A 2,123-nucleotide genomic window follows, 5' to 3' on the forward strand; every position below is an offset into this window, starting at 1 on the left:
GCCGCCGCCGCCATTATAGGACGCAGTGCCCGAGCCGTCGGCGTTCAGCACCACCGTCACGCCGGCGATGGAGGCATCAGCGGCGCCCTGGTTGATGTTGGCAAAAGAGTTGGTGTCGATGCCATTGCCGCCGTCGATGGTGTCCACGCCGCCGCCGCCGCTGAGGATGTCGTTGCCGCCGCCGCCGCGCAGTTCGTCATTGCCAGCGCCGCCGTTCAGCTGGTCGCTGCCGCGTCCGCCGCGCAGAACGTCATCGCCTGATCCGCCATCCAGCGTGTCAGCGCCGCGGTTGCCGCGCAGGTCGTCGTTGCCGTCGCCTCCGTTCAGCTCATCATTGCCGCGGCGTCCGCGCAGGATGTCATCGCCGCCGTTGCCGTTCAGCAGATTGGCGCCGTTGTCGCCGCGCAGGTCATCGCCGTCATCGGAGCCTTCCAGGTTTTCGATGCTGATCAGCGTGTCGGTCTCGACGACTTCATCAAAGATGGTACCGTCATCGGCACCGGCGTCCAGCCCGTTCACGTCGCCGCCTGCATCCTGGACGATATCGGTGATCACCGGGCCGTTCTGCCCGGCGGGGGCGTTGTGCAGGTGGATGGCGCTGACGCCCGCCACCGGCAGCAGATCGGATGCGGCCAGGCCGGTCACCGACAGATCCGAGCTGTAGGAAATGCTGCTGCCGTCAACCACGATCACAACCCGGCCCTGGCCGGTGGCCTGGGAGTCGCTGGCGCCGTCCGGTTCCTGCGCGGCATCCAGATCGGCAACCAGAGTCAGCGTGCGGATGCCGCCATCGGTGACATCGCTTTCAACCAGCAGCTGGCCGCGGATTTCACCGCCGGGGATGTCATTGGTGTGAATGTTGTAGTAAAGATTGCCGCCTGCGGCTTGGTCCACAAGATCCGCGGGGGACTGGTCTGTGGTCAGCGACGCCAGCGGTTGATCCTCCACCACCACCGCAAAACCGGTCTCGCGGGTGGCGGTGCCTGTGCGCAGCGCGGCCGCGACCGGCACGTCGATGTCGCGGTAATTCGCGGTGTCCGACCCTGCGCCGCCGTCCAGCGTATCGTCCCCCAAACCGCCGGTCAGGGTGTCATCGCCGCCCAGCCCCTGCAGTTCCTCACTGGCATTTGTCCCGATGAGAGGGTCCGGGCCTTCTGTCCCGGTGATCGGGCCCATGTTGTTTTGTACAGTCATTGTCTTTCCTCCAATTGCACCGGCGCAGCTCCGTTTGCGCGCGGTTGCGAATGAAGCTGTGAGGGGGCGGAAAAAACGCAACGCATCAGATTTGAAGCGCTGCGCGTCATTTGGAAGAAAGCGGAGATTTTCGCGTAAAGTGCTGAGAAGGTGCGGATTTTTTTCTAGCTCACAGCGGCACAAGTAAATTTGAGTGGTGTTACAACGGGGCTGGCAGTAGCTGAAGATAGGCTGTCCTTGCCGCCGCCCTGTTGTTGTCACATGAGATTTCCGGCGTGATGCAAACCGTTTCCGGCCCCAGACCCGCCCCCGTGATGAGCCAGAACTGGGATCTGTTCCGGTTCTTTCTGGCGGCTGCACGGGCGGGCAGTATTGCGCAGGCGGCGGGGCAGCTGGCGGAAAGCCCGGCCACGGTCGGGCGCAAGCTGCGGGAGCTGGAGACGGCACTGTCGGCCACCTTGTTCGACCGCAGCATTTCGGGTGTGGAGCTGACCAGTTGCGGCAGCCGGATCCTGGCCAGCGCCGAGCAGATGGAGCATCAGGCGCGGCTGATCAGCGAGGCGGTGTCCGGCAACGACGGCCAGCTGGCGGGCACGGTCACCGTGGCTGCCCCCAGCGGGCTGGGCCAGACCCTGCTGGCGCCGCAGCTGCGCGAGCTGCACAATTTGCATCCTGAGTTGCGGGTTAAGCTGCTGCTGTCGACCGGCAAGGTGAACCTGCTGAACCGCGAGGCCGACATTGCCGTGCGCATCGGCACCCCCAGCCAGGAGCGGCTGGTGGGCCGCAAGCTGGGGGCGGTGGGGTTCGGGATTTATGCTTCATCTCTGTATCTGGACGAGATCGGGGAATTTGAAACCGCGGCGGATCTGGCGGGGCACAACGTCATTGCCGCCTCGGGGGATTTGGCGCAGACGGTGCAATGCCAAGAG

Annotated in this window: 2 protein-coding genes; one reads left to right on the forward strand and one right to left on the reverse strand. The window is 64.8% G+C overall.

Annotation, left to right across the window (positions count from 1 at the left end; all coding sequences use genetic code 11):
- Nucleotides 1–1,194: CHRD domain-containing protein (locus A2I95_RS33235; protein WP_291736690.1), on the reverse strand; the 1,194-nt coding region annotated here is incomplete at its 3' end.
- A gap of 278 nt (nucleotides 1,195–1,472) precedes the next feature.
- On the opposite strand from A2I95_RS33235, the gene A2I95_RS33240 reads away from it, so the two are divergent.
- Nucleotides 1,473–2,123: LysR family transcriptional regulator (locus A2I95_RS33240; RefSeq protein ID WP_291736691.1), on the forward strand; the 651-nt coding region annotated here is incomplete at its 3' end.

The organism is Leisingera sp. F5 (assembly GCF_001593695.1).